13 protein-coding genes and 2 tRNA genes are annotated in these 18,575 nt (G+C 36.6%); 8 read left to right on the forward strand and 7 right to left on the reverse strand.

Translation table 11 applies throughout. The features are described from left to right. Nucleotides 1-11: 11 nt before the first annotated feature. A complete protein-coding gene (locus ACZ9HT_RS12320) occupies nt 12-1,379 on the reverse strand; it encodes an alpha-amylase family glycosyl hydrolase (RefSeq protein WP_476040778.1) in 1,368 nt (455 codons plus the stop codon). A gap of 52 nt (nt 1,380-1,431) precedes the next feature. Continuing rightward, nucleotides 1,432-1,845, reverse strand: coding sequence for a type II 3-dehydroquinate dehydratase (locus ACZ9HT_RS12325; RefSeq protein ID WP_476040779.1), 414 nt, complete (start codon nt 1,843-1,845; stop codon nt 1,432-1,434). A gap of 187 nt (nt 1,846-2,032) precedes the next feature. Between ACZ9HT_RS12325 and ACZ9HT_RS12330 the strand changes: the two genes are divergently transcribed. The 3 genes from ACZ9HT_RS12330 to ACZ9HT_RS12340 are packed head-to-tail and all read left to right on the forward strand — an operon-like array spanning nt 2,033 to nt 10,348. After that, a complete protein-coding gene (locus ACZ9HT_RS12330) occupies nt 2,033-7,039 on the forward strand; it encodes a translocation/assembly module TamB domain-containing protein (RefSeq protein ID WP_476040780.1) in 5,007 nt (1,668 codons plus the stop codon). Further along, complete coding sequence (gene tamL, locus ACZ9HT_RS12335) at nt 7,039-9,393, forward strand: translocation and assembly module lipoprotein TamL (protein ID WP_476040781.1); 2,355 nt, start codon at nt 7,039-7,041, stop codon at nt 9,391-9,393. The genes ACZ9HT_RS12330 and tamL overlap by 1 nt, the downstream gene beginning before the upstream one ends. Nucleotides 9,394-9,406: 13 nt before the next feature. Beyond that, nucleotides 9,407-10,348, forward strand: coding sequence for a YihY/virulence factor BrkB family protein (locus ACZ9HT_RS12340; protein WP_476040782.1), 942 nt, complete (start codon nt 9,407-9,409; stop codon nt 10,346-10,348). Nucleotides 10,349-10,368: 20 nt separating this feature from the next. Here the strand turns inward: ACZ9HT_RS12340 and ACZ9HT_RS12345 are convergent, their stop codons facing one another. The 5 genes from ACZ9HT_RS12345 to ACZ9HT_RS12365 all read right to left on the reverse strand — a co-directional run bounded on the left by ACZ9HT_RS12345 (nt 10,369) and on the right by ACZ9HT_RS12365 (nt 13,770). Further along, on the reverse strand, nt 10,369-11,619 hold the full coding sequence (locus tag ACZ9HT_RS12345; protein ID WP_476040783.1) for a tetratricopeptide repeat protein: 1,251 nt from the start codon (nt 11,617-11,619) through the stop codon (nt 10,369-10,371). A gap of 283 nt (nt 11,620-11,902) precedes the next feature. Beyond that, nucleotides 11,903-11,974, reverse strand: a tRNA-Glu gene (locus ACZ9HT_RS12350). A 24-nt stretch (nt 11,975-11,998) separates the two neighbouring features. Next, nucleotides 11,999-12,253, reverse strand: coding sequence for a 30S ribosomal protein S20 (rpsT, locus tag ACZ9HT_RS12355; RefSeq protein WP_235143024.1), 255 nt, complete (start codon nt 12,251-12,253; stop codon nt 11,999-12,001). 89 nt (nt 12,254-12,342) lie between these two features. Beyond that, a tRNA-Glu gene (locus ACZ9HT_RS12360) sits at nt 12,343-12,414 on the reverse strand. A 60-nt stretch (nt 12,415-12,474) separates the two neighbouring features. Next, complete coding sequence (locus ACZ9HT_RS12365; RefSeq protein WP_476040784.1) at nt 12,475-13,770, reverse strand: N-acetylmuramoyl-L-alanine amidase family protein; 1,296 nt, start codon at nt 13,768-13,770, stop codon at nt 12,475-12,477. A gap of 55 nt (nt 13,771-13,825) precedes the next feature. Between ACZ9HT_RS12365 and ACZ9HT_RS12370 the strand changes: the two genes are divergently transcribed. From ACZ9HT_RS12370 to ACZ9HT_RS12390, 5 genes are all read left to right on the forward strand, one after another. After that, nucleotides 13,826-16,417 carry a putative LPS assembly protein LptD gene (locus ACZ9HT_RS12370; RefSeq protein WP_476040785.1) on the forward strand — a complete coding sequence of 864 codons (2,592 nt, stop codon included), beginning with the start codon at nt 13,826-13,828 and terminating at the stop codon, nt 16,415-16,417. Nucleotides 16,418-16,469: 52 nt separating this feature from the next. Beyond that, nucleotides 16,470-16,850 (forward strand): RidA family protein, encoded by a 381-nt coding sequence (locus ACZ9HT_RS12375; protein ID WP_476040786.1) that lies wholly within the window; start codon nt 16,470-16,472, stop codon nt 16,848-16,850. After that, nucleotides 16,851-17,300: a hypothetical protein gene (locus ACZ9HT_RS12380; RefSeq protein ID WP_476040787.1), complete on the forward strand. Its 450-nt coding sequence runs from the start codon at nt 16,851-16,853 to the stop codon at nt 17,298-17,300. Between the two features lie 339 nt (nt 17,301-17,639). After that, nucleotides 17,640-17,975, forward strand: coding sequence for a PadR family transcriptional regulator (locus ACZ9HT_RS12385; RefSeq protein WP_476040788.1), 336 nt, complete (start codon nt 17,640-17,642; stop codon nt 17,973-17,975). Continuing rightward, the gene (locus tag ACZ9HT_RS12390) at nt 17,972-18,571 is read left to right on the forward strand and encodes an HAAS signaling domain-containing protein (protein ID WP_476040789.1); all 600 of its coding nucleotides are present in this window, start codon (nt 17,972-17,974) and stop codon (nt 18,569-18,571) included. Before ACZ9HT_RS12385 ends, ACZ9HT_RS12390 begins: the two co-directional genes overlap by 4 nt. The last annotated feature ends 4 nt before the right edge of the window (nt 18,572-18,575 follow it).

The following is an 18,575-nucleotide window of genomic DNA, read 5'->3' on the forward strand; positions in this document are numbered from 1 at the left end:
GATATCAAGAATCATTCCTTCACCAGGACCAAATAGGACCACTGTGCAAGTTTTAGGTTTGTTTTAGCTGTAATATTGAACATTTTTCCACTGAAGAGTTCCTTGTATTTACCTTGAAAATATTTAGTATCAAGGTTTACATCAACATTTTCTTTCGAAAAATTTAGAATCGGCAAAATCGCATCCTTATTTTTTTCCCGGTGAAAAGAAATCACTTTGTCCTGCTGATCATTTACGACTCTGATCATTTCGCCACCATATTTCCCGTTCCACAAAGCCTGATTTTTATGTTTTAAATGGAAAAGCTTGTCGAACAATATTTCATTCTCGTTATGTTTCCATTCGATCGGATCTTTTTCAAAAAATTTTAAACTGCGATTGAGTCCCGCTTCCTGCCCACTGTAGCAAAGCATCATGCCATTCACAACTCCCGTCATTACAATGGCGGTTTTTAAACCATCTCCGAAATTTAAATAGGGATTTCCTTCCCAGGAATTTTTATCGTGGTTATCTGTAAAAGTCATTCTATAGGCATTTCGCGGAACCGTATTTACGTCGTGAGAAAGATATTCTACCAGACCACCCAATTTCTGCTGATTCACCGCGATCCGCAGTTGATCCCACAAACTCCAGGAATAAGTCATGTCGAAAGATTTTTTATACAGATCCCGGCTTTCCCACTCCGCCAACATGAAAACCGGTTTTATCTCATCGAGTTCCGATCGTGCATTTTCCCAGAAATCTGTGGGAATAAATCCCGCAACATCAGCTCTGTACCCATCAATATTGGTTTGTTTTACCCAATATTTTAATGCATCGGTCATGTATTTTCTAAGATCCGGATTGTCGTAATCAAAATCGATCACATCATACCAATCATACCAGGGCGTTGGTTGAAAATTCCCCTCCCGGGTTTTTGTGTACCAATCCGGGTGTTGCGTTGCCAAAGGATTATCCCAGGCAGAATGATTCCCTACCCAATCGATAATCACATACATTCCCATCGAATGAATTTTATCTACAAGATGCTGAAAATCCCTCATCGTGCCGAACTCCGGATTAATTCCATAAAAATCTTTTACGGAATAGTAACTTCCAAGAGTGCCCTTTCTGTTTTTCTCGCCGATCGGATGAATCGGCATCAACCAGATAATGTCCACACCCATTTTTTTGAGGCGCGGCAGATGAGCTTCAAAAGCTTTAAAAGTTCCTTTCAGTGTATATTGACGAACGTTTACCTGGTAGATCGTAGCATTTTTGCTCCAATCAGGGTGCGTAATTTCTACATATTCTTTGGGTTGATACCGAACGTCTTTTGTCTGTGCCTTGAGATAAGTACCACTCAATATGAAAAGTAGCATAAAAATTGCATATCGCATCGGAGTTTTTTTTAGAGGTAAATAATTATGGAGTAATCAGATTAAAACCGTCTTAATCAGCTATAAAATGTAAGATCGCCAATCGATAACCGCTCAAGCCGAAGCCACTTAAAACGGCATCTGTATTGGTTGCGGTAACTGACTTCTGTCGAAAATCTTCTCTTTTATAAATGTTGCTGATGTGAACTTCGATTTTAGGGACCGTAATATTTTTTAAACAGTCGGCTATGGCGTAGGAGTAATGGGTAAAAGCGCCGGGATTAATGATTAAGGCATCAAAATCAGATTCCTGTAAACGGTTGATCATTTCACCTTCGATATTAGACTGATAATATAAAATCTCGTGTGCGGAGAATTCGTTTTGAATGGTTTTGAGATAGTCATCCATAGAAACATTACCATATATTTCAGGTTCCCGAGTTCCCAGAAGATTTAGATTTGGACCGTTTAAAATTAAGATTTTCATGTAAGAATTTTTACAAATATATACCGTTTAGATAAATTATTAAGACACATTTCATTTACAATATAAATATTATTATCATCGAAAAGATTATGATAATTAATAAAAAAAGCAAAATAAAGTTGCTAACTGCCTATAAAATAAGATAATTATATTTTCACAGTGCCTATGAATTTATTAATTTTACCCGATGACAATTTTTAAAAGAATTTTAAAATATACAGGAATTTTCCTGGGCTCCATATTAATCTTGCTTGTAGCGTTGATTCTGAGTCTTCAAATTCCTGCAGTTCAAAACTTTGCAAAAGGAAAGATCGTTAATTATCTTCAGGAAAAAATACATACGCAGGTTTCTTTAGACCGTGTTTACATCGATTTCCCAAGCAGTTTGGTGATGGAAAATCTTTATTTGAAAGGTCAAACAGTAGACACGCTTTTATTTGCCAGAAAATTAGATGTTGGTCTAAATATTCCCAAACTCCTAAACAATACCGCCGATATTACCTCTATCGATCTTGAGGGCGTTGAAGCGAATGTGGTTCGAAATAAAAACGGCACCTTCAATTTTGATTACATTATGGCTGCTTTCGCCACGAAAGATGAAGAAAAAACGCCATCCAAACCCTTCATCATTTCTTTGGACAAGATCAATCTGAAAGATATTGGCGTTTCTTTTATCGATAATCAATCACGAAACGACATTAATCTTTATTTTAAATCTTTCGACACGCGTGTAAAAACTTTTGATCTTCAAAATAATTCTTACGCAGCGAACGATATTAATATGGATGGACTTCGCCTGAAATTAAAGCAGGATCTGTTAGAAGAAGTTTCCAAAAAAGTGGTGGAAAAAGTGGATTCTCTGAATCAGCAGAAACCTATGAAAATTGGTTTGAATAAAATCAGATTAATTAATTTTAATATCGATTATGGCGATGAAAACACCAAAACATTTGCGAAGGTTATTTTTAAAGAACTCAGCACAAAAATAAACCAGCTGGATTTGCAACAGAGCAATTTCGGTATCGATAATCTATATTTGAAAGGTGCAGATATCAATGCAAAATTATTCATGCCGGCGACAAATGCTAATCCAAAAGCTGCAGATGATACTGCAACAAATCCAAAGGCTGATAATTCTCTGGCTCTTCTCCTGAGTAAATTAATTTTAGACGATGTAAAAGTTGTTTACGACAATACTGCAATTACTCCTTCGAGGAGCGGAATGGATTTCAACCATTTAAATTTTTCGAAAATGAATCTGGAAGTCCGTAATTTCAAAATGAAAGACGGCACTTTTGCAGGAACAGTAAATTCGGCTGAGATCAAAGAAAGCCGCGGTTTGGATATTCAGAAATTCGAGACTGATTTCGTGTATGATGATAAGCAGGCTTATTTGAAAGACCTTTATCTGCAAACTTCAAAAACCCTTTTGCGCGATGAATTGGTTTTGAATTATAATTCTATAGAGCAACTTACCGCAAATCCCGGAGCCGTAAAAATTTCCGCAAATATTCAGAATTCAAAAGTTGGATTTGCAGATATTTTAATGCTGGTTCCAACGCTTAGAAATACGGCGCCGTTCAATAAATATCCGAATGCCATCCTTAATGTCAACACCAGATTGAAAGGAACAATTAACGATCTTAATATTCAGACCCTGCAACTTTCCGGTTTGGATAAACTAAAAGTGAACGCGTCCGGAAACATCAAAAACGCCATGGATCCGAAGCATTTGTACTACGATCTTAAAATTGGCGAATTTTCATCTTCTGCAAAAACCATTTTCAATTTAGTTCCAAAAAATACGATTCCGAGTACTATTTCTTTACCGTCTTATTTTAAAATTGCCGGAACAGCGAAAGGAACGACCGAAATTGTAAATGCCAATTTGAAACTTACTTCCACTTTAGGGAACGCTGCTGTTCGGGCTTCCGTGGATATGAAGAGAAAAGGTCAGGAAAAATATGACGTCATAGCAAACCTTCAAAATTTACAGATCGGATCGATCATTCAGAACAAAGATCTGGGTTCAATCACAGGACAAATTGCTGTAAAAGGCACAGGTTTCGAGCCAAAAACAGCAAATGCAAATATTAAAGGAGATATAACTTCGGTTTATTATAATGGCTACACGTACCGAAATATGGCTTTAAACGGAAAAATTAATCGGGGCGCTTACATTATCAATCTGGATTCCAAAGATCCAAACGCGAACCTGAAAATTTTAGCTTCCGGAAGTTTTACAGAGAAAAATCCGACCATTAAAGTAAACGGAACAATTAACAAACTGGATCTTAATAAACTCGGTTTTTACAAAGATCAACTGATCCTTGCAGGAGATATTAATGCGGACTTTTCCAGTTTAAATCCCGATGCGCCAAATGGAACTTTACGTTTAGGAAATTTTGCCATTTCGGATACGAAAGATGTTTATCCGTTACAGGAAGTTTTGCTCACCGCACTTTCGACCGCAGACAGCAACAAAATTTCCTTGAAATCTCAAATTGCCGACGTTGACTTGAACGGGAAATATAAACTGACGCAGATCTTTGGATCTCTGCAGCAAACCATCAATCAATATTATCAGTATCAAAAACCTGGAACAAAAACCGCGAAAGTCGATCCTAATCAATTTTTTACTTTTAATGCGAAAGTGAAAGATGATAATTTGCTGAGAAAGTTTGTGCCGGAATTAACAGAATTCGAACCCATTACTTTGACCGGAAATTACGACGCTGATACCCGAAAATTAGAAGTTAACGGTCAGATCCCTCAAATTACTTACGGGAAAAATAAAATCAGCGGTGGCGTTTTAAGCATTAACAATTTAAATGATGCTTTGGTTTACGATGTAAAACTCGCTGAATTTAAAAATGAAAGTATTGCCCTGATGAAAGTGGGTTTAAATGGCGATGTTAAAGACAATCTTATAACGTACAACGTTTCTACAAAAGACGAAAAAGACGAAACTAAGTTTCTTGTTGCCGGCAACGCACAGAAATTGGGTGATCTTACCAAAATAAGTTTGAATCCAGACGGATTGATCCTGAATTACATGAACTGGCAGGTAACTCCCGACAATTTTATCCAGCTGAGCAGTCGCGGAATATTGGCTAATAATTTTGGGATTTCTAATGCCGGCAGCGAAATCCGGGTACAGTCTGAGACAACCGTTCCAAATAGTCCGCTTAATATTTCTATTAAAGATTTTAAGATCGAAACCATTACGGAACTGATTAAAAAAGATTCTCTGTTAGCAAAAGGAAACATCAACGGAACGGCACAGCTTCGGGATTTGAAGAACAATATGACGTTCACTTCAGATATCGATGTAACGGATTTATTTGTTTACGGAAGTCCGGTTGGGAATCTGGCTATTAAAGCGAATAATCAAAGTGCAGATCTTATTCGGGCCGATATTGCACTTTCTGGATTTGATAACGATCTGAAACTGAATGGAACTTACAATACAAAATCGACAGGATTAGATATGGACTTAAATATTAATCAGCTTCAAATGAAAACCGTTCAAGGGTTATCGATGAATGCCATCGAAAATGCGGAAGGATATCTTTCCGGGAATTTAAAAATTGGCGGCAATACAAACGCACCAAATGTTTTGGGTGCTGTGAAATTTAACGACGTTGGTTTGGGAATTACGCAACTTGGCAGTAAATTCAAAAATATTAATGATGAAATTAAGTTTACAAACCGCGGAATTGATTTCAACGATTTCAAAATTAAAGATGAGTCCGGAAACGCAATTGTAATCGATGGTTCGGTCTTGACAAAAACTTACAAGGATTTTGCTTTCAATTTAGATGTGAATGCGAAAAACTTTAAAGTGGTTGATTCCGAAAAAAATAATGATGCGATGATGTATGGCATTTTAGCGATCAATGCAGATCTGAGAATTCGAGGTGATATGGATCTACCAAAAGTTGACGGAAATTTAGCGGTTACCGATCAAACGGCTTTCACTTTTGTTTTGCCGCAGTCTTCGCCTGCATTGCAGGACAGAGAGGGAATTGTAGAATTTATCGATCAGGATAAAATCGCATTACAGTCTACCATAAAAGCCGATTCTCTTACGAATCAAAGCGACATAAAAGGAATGGATGTTAACGTAAATATCACCGTGGATAAAGAAGCTAAAATTTCTTTGATCATCGATAAAGCAAATGGTGATTTTGTAGAACTTCAAGGCGAAGCACAGCTAACTGGTGGCGTAGATCCATCGGGAAAAACAACTTTGGTAGGCGTTTATGAGGTTGAAAAAGGAGGCTACGAAATGTCGGTAAGTTTACTTAAACGAAAATTTGAGATCGAAAAAGGAAGTACCATTACCTGGACCGGAGAACCAACCGCCGCAACTTTAGATATTACGGCAATCTATAAAACAGATGCTGCACCACTCGACCTTTTGCAGCAGCAATTAACCGGAGTTACCGGCGCCGCTTTAAACCAGTATAAACAGAGAATTCCTTTCAACACTTTATTAATAATGAAGGGCGAATTAATGAAACCCGTTATTACCTTTGATATTACGACTTCTAAAGAAAACAATTCGGTTTCCTCTGAAGTTATTGATAATACAACCGCAAAACTCGAGCAGTTACGCCGTGAAGAATCGGAAATGAACAAGCAGGTTTTTGCCTTGTTGTTGCTGAACCGGTTTATTGGGGAAAATCCTTTCCAAAGTGAAACCGGCTTATCCGCCTCGACGGTTGCGAAACAAAGTGTGAGTCGTATTCTATCGGAACAGCTGAACAATTTAGCGAAAGATCTGATTGGTGGCGTAGAATTAAATTTCGATTTAGAATCCACCGAAGATTATTCGACCGGAAATAAAAACGAGAAAACCGATCTTAATGTAGGCTTAAGCAAAAACCTCTTCGATGACCGCCTGAAAGTAACCGTTGGAAATAGTTTTGCCATTGAAGGTGAAGCCAGAGCCAATGAGCAAACAACGAATATTGCGGGAGATATTACTTTAGATTACAGTTTGTCCAAAGATGGTCGATATATGCTTCGGGCATATCGGAAAAATGATTATCAGGTCGCCTTGCAAGGACAGATCATAGAAACGGGTGTTGGTTTTATCATTACTTTAGATTATGATAAATTCCGGGAGATCTTCGAAAGATCGAAAAAAAATAAAGAGTTAAAAAAACAAAATACGACTTCAAAATAATGCAGAAATTTAATAAAACATCTACCAAAATATTAGCCTATTTCTCTTTAGTGCTGATAGTTTCGTCTTGTAGCAATACCAAATTTTTGCAGGAAGGTCAAATGCTTTACACCGGCGCGAAGATCGAAGTGAAAAATGATACGCTTAAGAAAAAAGAAAAATCCAATCTAAGGGAAGCGCTTCAGGATCAGTTACGACCAAAACCGAACTCTTCGTTTTTCGGTTTAAGACCTCGGCTTTACATTTATAATATCACAAAAGAGCCGAAGAAACAAAAAGGAATTAGATACTGGCTAAAATATAAGATTGGGGAGAAACCCGTTTTGTTAGGTGATGTAGATCGGGAATTCAATAAAAAGATCATCGTTAATTATTCCGAAAACAAAGGGTTTTTTAACGCAAAAGCCTCTTCAGACACGATCTCTAAAAATAAGAAGGCTTCGGTTCTGTACACTTTAAAACCTGGTGCAAGATATCTTATCAGTCAGGTCAACTTTCCCGTAGATTCTACGGAGATCAACGCAGAAATGCAGTCGATTAAAGATAAGACTTTTTTGAAAGTCGGAAATCCTTTTGATCTGGATGTGATTAAAGCGGAAAGAGAAAGAATTAATGAGCATTTAAAAAACCGTGGATTCTATTATTTCAGTCCCGATAATATTATTGTTCAGGCAGACAGTACGGTTTTAAAAGAACCAAAAGTAGAACTTTTTGTAAAGCTGAAAAAAAATACGCCACAATTGGCAAAAGATCAGTTTACGATTGACAAAACCATTGTTTTTGCAGATTATAATATTGCAGACCTCAAACTGGGGAAATATGGAATTCCGTATCAAACAGATTCTCTAAAAATTTATAACAATCTATACATCATCGATCCCGATAATAAATTTAAACCAAAAATTTTCGATCGCGCTCTATATTTTGAGCAGGGAGATTTGTATAACCGAACGGATCATAATCTTTCTTTGAACCGTTTGATTAGTCTGGGCGTTTTTAAATTCGTGAAAAATGAATTTGTGGTTTCCGATTCTCTCAATCATAAATTTGATGCTTATTATCTTTTAACACCAAGACCTTTTCAATCATTGAGGTTAGAAACTTTAGGAAAAACAAATTCAGCCAATTATACAGGCGGCGAAATAAATCTAAACTGGACGCACCGGAATTTCTTTCGCGGCGCAGAACAATTTAAAGCGGCTGTTTATGGTGCGTTTGATGTACAGGTTGGTGGACCGAAAGACGCGAATAATATTATTAGAATTGGGGCAAATGCGCAATTATCCATTCCAAGAATTGTGGCGCCATTTCGATTTAATTCTTCCAGCGCTTTCGTGCCGAGAACGAATGTAAACATCGGGTACGAATATTTAAGCCGCACCGAATTATATACCTTACATAATTTCACCACTTCTTTCGGATATCTCTGGAAAGAAAACGAAAGAAAAGAGCACGATCTGAAAGTTTTAGACGTCACCTTTGTAACTCCTCAAAAAGTCACCGATAAATACTTGACGCAGATCAAAGGCGATGATTCAGACCCAAATAATATTATACTTCCAAATCCTTCTCTGCAGAGAGTGATCGATAAACAGTTGATCTTCGGGCCGACTTACAGTTTTACTTATACCAACACCATGCTTCCGAAAAAAAATACCTTCTATTACAAAGGATCGGTAGATTTGGCAGGAACCATTACAGGTTTGGTAAGCGGTGCCGATCGAAAAGCAGGAAAAGGAAAATTACTTTTCGGAATTCCCTTCAGCCAGTATGCAAAAATGGAACATGATTTCAGATATTACCGAAAAGTAAATGATAAGAGTTCTATCGCAACCCGGGCAATTTTGGGAATTGGTTTTCCTTACGGAAATTCTGAAGTGATGCCTTATGTAAAACAGTTTTATGTGGGCGGAAGTAATAGTATTCGTGCCTTCCGTGCCAGAACTTTGGGACCGGGAAGTTATGATCCGAGAACCGAACAAGCTACTTTCTTCTTCGATCAATCGGGAGATATTAAATTAGAATTTAATGCAGAATACCGCGCCAATATTTATAAATTTTTAAATGTTGCAGCTTTTGCAGATGCGGGAAATGTTTGGTTGGTCAATGAAGATCCGGAAAAACCAGGTGGTAAATTCTCCAAAGATTTCGTTAAAGAACTGGCTGTAGGAGCCGGCGTTGGTCTTCGTTTAGATTTTTCTATCTTGATCTTAAGATTAGATTTGGCAATGCCGCTAAGAATTCCTTATTATGAAGAAGGAAACCGCTGGACTTTCGACAGGATCGATTTCGGCAGCAGCGCCTGGAGAAAAGATAATCTGATCCTAAACATCGCAATCGGTTATCCGTTCTAAATCGTAAACGTATATGATGAAAAAATTAAAATTTTTCTGGGAAACTTTAAAGGAAACCTTCAACGAATGGAATGACTCTAATGCAACGAGAGATTCTGCAAGTTTGGCTTATTATGCGATTTTTTCAATTCCCGGATTATTGATCATCATTATCTGGATCGCCGGATATTTTTTTGGTGAAGAAGCAATACGTGGGCAGATCAGCAGTCAAATTAATGATCTAATGGGCGAAGAATCTGCAAAAAGCATTCAGGAAATGATTGCCAGTGCACTGATCGACAAGCAAAATATTTTTATGAAAATTGTGGGAATTTTTTCGCTCGTCTTTGCAGCAACAACTATTTTCTTTCAACTTCAAAAATCGCTTAACGCGCTTTGGGATGTAGAGGCAGCTCCGAAAAAGGCGATTGTCAAATTTTTTCTAGACCGCGCAAATTCTTTGGGAATGATCTTGGTCATCGGTTTTTTATTGATGATCACCATGCTGCTTTCTTCGGTCATCAGCTTATTAAATAATTTCATTACGGTTCATTTAGGCTTAGAAACATATATTTTAATGGAACTCGTAAACTATGTGGTCGGATTTGTTTTGGTCGTACTCGTTTTTGCCTTTATGTTTAAAGTCCTGCCGGATGTACAGATCTCCTGGAAATCCGTATGGTCCGGCGCAATTTTGACCGCGGTTCTCTTTACTTTGGGTAAATTTCTTTTGAGTATTTATTTTGGGGAATTTAAGCCGACCTCCACTTTCGGTAAGGCCGGAACCATCATCTTAATTATGATGTGGATCAATTATACGTGTATGCTCATCTTTTTTGGAGCAGAATTTACTAAGGTATATTCCCAGAAGAAAGGCTACAAAATATTGCCCTCGGTTCATGCAAAATGGAGCGCCCAGAAACTCTATCGCGAATCTTTAGAGGAAAAGAAAAAAACTGAAGAAGGACAATCCTAATAGAAGCTATTAATTATTTTTTAAAATAATCCTACCCAAGATTTCTGAAACTTAGCGGTGTAGATATAATTATCTTTCATTAATTCCTTCAATAAATTTTTACCTGCTTTATATGAAGTATTTTCGGCGATATCCTTTAGCATCTTATCCTGCTGTACTTTATTATTTTGTTGATGATAAAGAACCGCTAATCCTACCAAAACATCGATCTCTTTTGGATCCAGAGTGTAGGCTTTTTCTAGATATTCCTGTGCTTTGGCGTTATTTCCAGTTTCGAAATAGGCATAAGCTGCGTTGGTCATGAGTTCGGCACTGCCGGAAGATTTCTTCAGGGCGATTTCGTAATTTGCTACAGCTTCCTTTGATTTGCCCTGCATTTGATAGGTATGGGCCAGATTCGCGTAGATGTAAGCGGCATCTGTTCCTAAGGCTAGAATTTTCAACAGATCCTTTCTTGCACTTTCGTAGTTTTTATCTTCAAAATAAATGGAGAAACGATTTTCGTAGTATGCTGAATTTTCAGGATCTAAACTAATTGCTTTATCCAGATCGCGTAATGCTGGTTTTAGTTCCCCTTTAGTTTGATAAATCAGACCTCTGTTATTGTAATACATCGAACCTGTATTATTAATTTTTATAGATTCAGTCAAGAGTTCGATTGCTTTATCGTTATTTTTCTGGCGTTCAAAGGCGAGTGCAAAGTAGAAATAAACATCAGCTAAAAAACGTGTTTCATTCTTTTCTTTAATTTTTGGCAGCGCTTTCACGAATGTATCGTAAAGATTGATCATCTCTTTATCGAGGCGCTTTTCGTTCAATAACTTTAAATAATTATTGTAATACCGATTGGTGGTTTGATCCAGCGAGATCATTTTTCTAAAATCCTGAAGCGCTTTCTCGGGTTGAAAATCAAAATAATACGTATTTCCTCTGATCTCATAAAATTTCGCGTCGGTTGGATCAAGCGCAATTGCTGTGGTTGCAGTTTCAATAACATCGTTATTCTTTTTTAATTTGATAAGAATATAGCATTTCAGATCATAGAGACCTAATCTTGATTTGTCGCGTTTTATTGCTGAATTGATTACCTTTAAAGCTTTATCATATTGCTCGTCCTGATAAAGATCGTAGGCTTCCTGATATAGATCAGAAGTATCTTTTACAGTCGCAACTTCTAGAGGTTTTACTCCACTCACCATTTCGGGTGGTCTTTCCTGACCGAAAACCACTAAGCTTACACAAGCGAAAATAATCACCGTTATTTTTTTCATTGAATTGTAATTATAGATAAAATGCTGATCATTTTGAATTTCGAATTTACAGCCTCAATAAAAGTAAGAATTTTTATTGAATAATTTAAATGATAGGAAGACTTAAAGAAATTACTAATCCTGATGATTATTTCATCTAAGACATTAGGACTGCTGACCAAAAAGGGATGGTAACATAATTTAAGAAGTTATAATAGTGGAAAGATAACATTCAAAACGTTATTTTTTCATTCTAAAATCTGGACATAAAAAAACTTCCGAAAAATTAATTTCGGAAGTTAAGTAGCCCGTAGGGGAGTCGAACCCCTCTTACCAGGATGAAAACCTGAGGTCCTAACCGATAGACGAACGGGCCAGTGCGTCTTTGTGTATTATAAAATTACGCTAGTTTATTAACGTGCTTTGTCAACTTGCTTTTAAGGTTGGCCGCTTTGTTTTTGTGGATGATGTTTTTCTTCACCAATTTATCCAACAAAGAGATCACTAAAGGCAACTGTAATGTAGCAGCAGCTTTATCTTCCTCACTTCTCAATACTTTCAAAACCGTTCTGGCAGTTTTGTGGTAGTATCTGTTTCTTAATCTTTTCTTTTCGCTTTGTCTGATTCTTTTCAGAGCTGATTTATGATTTGCCATATCTTTCTAAAAACTTGGGTGCAAAGATAATAATCTTTTTTTGATTACAAAATAATATTTAAAAAACTTTTCAAAATTTTCATTTTTCGTAGCCTATAAGGGAATCGAACCCCTGTTGCAAGACTGAAAATCTTGAGTCCTTACCACTAGACGAATAGGCCTTTGCTTTGAGGACTGCAAAAATATCAATTATGTTTTGATCCTGCAACAATCTTTCAATCTTATTTGAAAACTTTTTGAATTACAGTATTTTTAATCCCTTTATCGTCTAACGTTTTCTGGATTTTTACAGGCTCTTCTAAGCTTGAAAATTTACCGTAGGTGTAATAGAATTTACCGTTTTCCTTTTCCCGGCTAACATCCTTTAACGTATTCAAAATGTAGGAATTAGAACTCAGTTTTTGATCAGACACCGCTATTTCTATAGTGTAATAACCAATCCCTAATTTCTGATTAGGCACGAAGGAAATAGAAGTCGCATTTCTGAATCCTGCATCTCTGGCAGTTTTTAAATTGCCATCGCGTACCGAAGCTAAATTAGTCGTTCCGTAGTAGTATTTATACATTCCGTTTTCTTTGATCGTGAAAACGTAATTCAGTCCTTTCATCGCTGGATCGTTGATGCCGTATTTACTTGGAGAAGACATCAATAAAATTCTGAAATCATTCTTTAAAGGTTTTTCTGTCGGTTTTTCCGGTTCACGAGGTTGATTTTTAACACCTCCATTGCGTTCCATTGCTTTCTTATATTTTTCGATCGCATCAAAAATACTTTCGGCAATATCATTTTGGCCTTTATCGGAGGATAAATAACTCGCGTCATCGTAATTATTCACAAAACCAGTTTCTATGAGGACAGATGGCATTGCGTTCATCCTTAAAACGTGTAGATCAGCCTGCTTAATTCCCCGTGAAAATCTTTTGTCTTTGTTAGAGAAATTTTCTTCCACAAGACTGCCAATAAGTAAACTGCTTTCTAGATATTTACTTTGCTGAATTTTTAACGCAATAAGGGATTCAGGAGACTGCGGATCGTAGGAGGCAAACATTTCGCGGTCTTTATTGTCCAGATAAATTACATCGTTTTCGGCTTTGGCCACCTCCAGATTTCGTTTATTCTGATTCGGTCCCTGAATAAAGGTTTCTGTACCCTGTGTCGTAGTGTTGGTCGCGGGTGAAGCATTAACATGTACAGACAGAAATAAATCTGCCTTGCTTCGGTTCGCTAAAGTAGTCCTTTCGGTTAATGATGGGAATTCGTCGATCTTTCGGGTGTAAATTACTTTGTAATCTTTGTCTTTTTCGAGCATTCTGCCCAACCGGAGTACGATTGATAAAGTAATGTCTTTTTCCCGAACGGTTCCTAAGTCATTGTACTTTCGATTGGTGCCAATATCACTACCACCGTGACCTGCATCTAATACGATGGTGAATTTTTTCTGCGCACCGCTCAGCGTGAACATCAGAACAAAAAGTAATAAAAAATATCTTTTAATTGAAAAACTGTGAGTAATCATCTTTAAATTTTAAAAATTGTATTAATTTTGACCACAAATTACAGAAAAAATCGCTTTGGTCAAAACCGGCTCCAAAAATATATTACTAATCTTAATTATCCTAATTTTTAACAATTTTTTAGCATTATTAAATGCTCAAAGTTTGTCTGGAAATAAGATAGTTAATGATACCATTCGCAAATCCGATACCATTATCGTAAAAAAAGAATCGCTGGAAGCGGTTGTAGAAACCAAAGCGGACAATATTCGAAACGACATTCCGAAGAAGATAACTTACCTTAACAAAAAAGCACAGGTAAAGTATCAGGATATGTTAATTGAGGCAGATTACATTTCGATCGACTGGGATAAATCTTTAATTTTTGCCAGAGGTGAACTCGATTCACTTGGAAAAATAAAAACACCCGCGAAGGCAACGCAAGCCGGTAAAACCTACGAATACGACCAGTTTACTTATAATATTAAAAATCGCCAGGCGATCGCTTTTAATGCCAGAACCGAAGAAAGTGAAGGCGTAATTGTTGCCGAAAAAACAAAAAAATACAACGATTCCGTATTCTTTATGCGCAGAGGAAAATATACGACCGACGAATATTTTATCTCGAAAAAAGATTCTGTTGCCGATTATTATCTGCTCGCTCCGAACATTAAATTAATAAAAGGAAAAGAAAAATCCCAGGTTATAACGGGACCGATCCAGCTTTATATAGAGGATGTTCCTACTCCACTCATTATGCCTTTTGCAATTCTTCCTTTTTCAGATAAAAGGAGTGCGGGAATTTTAATTCCGAGTTTTGGAGAACGGGAAGATGTCGGATTTTTTCTAAATTCCCTCGGTTATTATCAACCCATTGGGGAACATTTCGATTTAAAGATTCTTACAGATATTTATACAAAAGGAAGTTTTAATCTTCGGCCCGAGATGAATTATAAAAAAAACTACCGATATTCCGGGAATTTTTCTGCCGACATTGGGACAACAATTCGTGGGATTAAAGGGCTATCTGATTATTCCAAAAGCAAGACCTATCGCATCGCGTGGCGCCATCAACAGGATTCAAAAGCGAATCCTTTTCTCACGTTTGCAGCTTCGGTAGATGTGGTCAGCAATAAATTTTACAATAACACCGTCAATAATAATTACGCGTTTAATCAGAATAATTTGAATGCACAGCAGAATTCCAGTGTGAGTATTGTGAAGAGATTTCTTACGATTCCCATCACCATTACCGGAACTTCTTCTTATTCCCAGAATTTCTCAACCGGATTGGCCGACTTAAAACTGCCTGTTTTAAATGTGGCAATCAACCAGTTTTACTTATTTAAACCTAAATCCGGAACCAGAGAAGGACTTTTAGAAAATATTACGGTGAACACGGGACTTAATTTTAATAATTACGTTCAGACGAACGAAGGAGAGCTTTTCACCAAAGCAATGTGGGATAAATTACAGACCGGTCTAAAGAACAACATCGGTTTAGGAACCAATACAACTATCGCAAAATATTTCACTTTTTCAGTTTCCGCGAATATTGATAATGCCTTAACGACCAAAACGCTAACCCGTTTTTACAATCCAATAACGAATACGGTAGAAGATACTTTGAATAAAAAAATCGCAGGCTACTCTTCTTTCTCTACAAGTGCAAGTTTACAAACTGTTCTTTACGGAATGTTGAATTTCAAAAAAGGCTCCGGAATTCAGGCTATTCGTCACATGATGACGCCGCAGATCGGCTTTAGTTATTCCCCGGATTTTTCCGCGCCAGGCTTTGGTTATTACAAAGAATACAACAACGAACGCGGCGAATTAACGCCTTATTCTATTTTCGACCGGGGGATTATTGGATCACCAAATTCCGGCCTGCAGGAAGCTTTAACGTTTTCCATCAATAATAATCTGGAGATGAAAGTGAAATCTAAAAAGGATTCTACGGGAATTAAAAAAATTAAGATCTTCGAAAGTTTAAATTTCAATACCAGCTACAACTTTGCCGCGCCAAAGTATAAATGGTCTATTTTCACGCTAAATGGGCAAACATTGTTATTTGATAAGTTAAATCTAAATACAAGTTTAGCTTTGGAACCTTACAAAATTATTTTTGCACCGGGCGAAAACACTGGGATCCGGACCGATAATTTTGGGAATTTTAGTATTCAGGGTTTCAATGCGCAGCTCTCCTACCCTTTGAGCAGCGAGATTTTTGGCGGAAAAGAAAAGGTAGATCTCTCTAAAAAATACAGTACAAAAGGAGAAATAAGGAATGAAAATTATTATTTTGATGACGACAACTATGCGCGTTTCACGCAGCCCTGGACTTTAAACATCAATGCGCAATACAGTTACACCCGTAATCTTACCCGTTTCGGAAATCAAATGGCTTCAGTTGGTCTTGATGGCAGCATCAAATTAACTCCGTTCTGGAATATTAACGGGAATCTTTATTACGATGTCGTTTCTAAAGAAATTGCTAATACCCGAATTGGATTCTCCCGCGACCAGCGAAGTTTTACCATTAATTTTAACTGGATCCCTTACGGACAGTACAAAGTATACGATTTCTTCATCGGTATTAAAGCCAACATTTTACGGGATGCGCTTAAATATAAAGACCGAAGTTTTACGCAACCGAACGCGCCTTTCTAAAATCATTTTAAAAAACAAAACATAAGTTTTATATTTGCCCAATATTGCTATTATGAAAAAACTCATTTCTACCCCAAAAGCTCCTGCCGCAATTGGACCTTATTCTCAGGCAAATTTCGCCAACGGAATTCTTTATATTTCCGGACAAATTCCTTTGAATTCTGAAAGTGGAAAGCTGGTAGAAGGCATCGAGAAAGAAACGCATCAGGTCATGAAAAACTTAGAGGCGATCTTAACTGAAGCCGGAATGACTTTTAAAAATGTAGTAAAAGCAACCATATTTCTTAAAAATATGGATGATTTTGCGGTGATGAACGATATTTATGCGTCTTACTTAGATGCAGCGAGTTTTCCGGCGAGAGAAACTGTTCAGGTTTCCTGTTTGCCGAAAAATGTAGATATAGAAATTTCAATGATTGCACATCAATTTTAAATGAACTTTCTTCGAAACACATTTGCAGTTTTTGTAGGTCTTGGCGTCGCGGCGCTGCTCATTTCTTTGGGTATAAGGCTAAATTCTTCCTGGATCATCTATGAAGAGTATGCTCCATTTAAGCATTGGGAAACATTGCTGAAGTCGATGGAACATAAACCTTATTTTTTTGTAGCACTTCTTATTTCCTCCGGGATTGGTGCAACGATTGGCGGTGTTGTAACTGCGATCATCGTAAAATATGCCAAAGTTGCTTATGCGATTTTAATAGGTTTCATTCTGCTTTTTATCGCGATGCTGGATATTATTATTTTCCCTTACCATCCTACTTTTTATAAAATTTTAATATTCCTTACTTTCTTTCCATGTGCCTGGATGGGCGGAAAAATCACCGAAGTCATCTACAAACGGAAAAAGAAAAAATTATTAAAACTGGCCAATAGGAAGTAACTACTCTTAAAATCTTTCCCGATTTTCTTATTTCAAAGGAGCACGAAGTTTTTCGCTTCTCAAAAACATCAACCCGCTCTCCACTATCTTTTCCTTTTTTCCTCAAAAAAAGTAAAAGGATGCCGTTGCGATCGGGGCTACAGATTCCTTTCAGTTTTTCTTTTGAAGGTCTTAAATTCCACCGAAAGAATTTTCAATATTTAAACTTTAAAAATGATTTAAACTTTTTGAAAGCAATTTTCCCCGGAAGATCCCTTAAATTCTACAAAGGTGAAAATAAATCAAAATTTTTTACCAATGTACTTTGTTATACTATGTATTTTGTTATACATTTGCTTTATGAATGAAACGTTTGTTACTAACTGGAAATCACAGGTCAAAAAAGGTACGCTTACTTTTATTGTGCTGAACATTCTGAAAAACAATGAATATTACGGTTATGAACTCATTGAACAAATTAGAAATCACACCGAAATAGAAGTTGCAGAAGGAACACTTTACCCCTTAATGAACCGCTTAAAAACGGAAAACTTAGTAGAATCAAAATGGGTAGAACAGGAAACAGGAATCCCCAGAAAATATTATTCGCTCACAGAAGTTGGTGTAAAAACGCTCCTTCAAATGAATAGGTATTGGACAGATTTAGAAACCGCAATTAAAAAAATAGTACAATGAAAACAGCCAATATAAAATTCTCAGAAGCCGCTTCCAAAAGAGTCTATGAGAATTATATGAACAGGATCACAAAAGCCACAAATTCACTATCCAAGCAAAATCAGGACGATGTTTATATGGAATTCAACAGCCATATTTTCGAAGCATTGAACCAGAAAAAAGAAGGTAGGGAAATCGATATTTTACTGGATATTCTGGAAAAACTAGGAACTCCGGAAGAAGTTTTAAAACCTTTAGTAGCTGACAAAAAACTGGAACAGGCAACCAAAACTTTCAATCCTGTTCATATTTTCAAAGCTTTGATCTTAAATTTTACAAACGGTATTTCTTATATTATTTTCTTCTTTTTGTACATTCTGCTTTTTGGATTTATTTTTATGATTGTTGCGAAAATAATAAATCCTGCAGAAATTGGTCTCTACTATAAGAATGATTCATTTCTCGTATTAGGAATTTCAAATGACACGGATCGAACCGCCATTACAGAGGTTTTAGGAAACTGGTTTATTCCAGTCATGTTACTTTCCATCTTGGTATTTTACTTTCTGATCACTTTACTTTTAAAATTTAAAAAATCAATTAATCAAAAAAAATAACAGC

This window comes from Chryseobacterium sp. UYP7 (assembly GCF_056279225.1).